Source organism: Chloroflexaceae bacterium (genome assembly GCA_025057155.1).
Classification (GTDB): Bacteria; Chloroflexota; Chloroflexia; order Chloroflexales; family Chloroflexaceae; genus JACAEO01.
Genome location: JANWYD010000078.1, coordinates 1 through 786, shown reverse-complemented (window position 1 = coordinate 786; position 786 = coordinate 1). Strand labels below are relative to the sequence as shown.

The following is a 786-nucleotide window of genomic DNA, read 5'->3' as shown; positions in this document are numbered from 1 at the left end:
GAGAATCATAAAGATCGCAACCACCGACAGGCCGATAATACCGGCCACAATGCTCGCAGCAACACTCTCTTGACCAAGGGTCGCGGTCACAGTACGGCTAGTCTCGATCACTAGCGGCACCGGCAACGCGCCATACTTCAGTTTATTAAAGATCAGATCACGCTCAGCCTGCGATGTCACCTCGATCACGCCGGAGCCATCGGTCAGCGCGGCATTGATCACCGGACAGCTGACCACCACATTATCGAGCACGATACACATCGGGCGGCCAACATTCGCAGCCGTAAATGACGCCAACCGCTGGGCCGACGCGCCGCGGAAGGCAAACGAGACGGCCGGCCGGCTGCCGAGCGTGCCACCCTGCGAGAAGGTCGGCTGCACGGCGCTCGTGTCGAGATCGGCGCCATCGGTGATGCTCTGGTAGATCGGGCCGAGGCTATTCACATCGGTAACAGTGCCGCTTTCGAGCAACTGCGGCGGATTGGGGCTGCTCGAGGTGCGCACAATCGTGCCATCGGCGAGGTATTGACCCTGCGAGTCGATAAACTCAAGCCGGCCAGTGCCGCGCAACGTCTCGATTGCCTGTTCGGGGTTAGCCACGCCGGGCAACTCAACAATGATGCGATCATTGCCGGCCCGCTGCACCACCGTCTCTCCCACACCGAGCGCGTTAACCCGCTGTTCGATCACGCCGGCGGCAGTGGCGATTTGTTCGGGGGTGGCATTAGGATCGGCCGAGCGCAGCAAGACCTGAATCCCGCCTTGCAAGTCAAGGCCAAGGCGCAC

1 protein-coding gene is annotated in these 786 nt (G+C 61.3%); it reads right to left on the bottom strand.

From position 1 onward, the window contains the following. Window positions 1-786 (bottom strand): protein translocase subunit SecD (locus tag NZU74_20355; protein ID MCS6883681.1); only part of this gene is annotated, 786 nt, incomplete at both ends.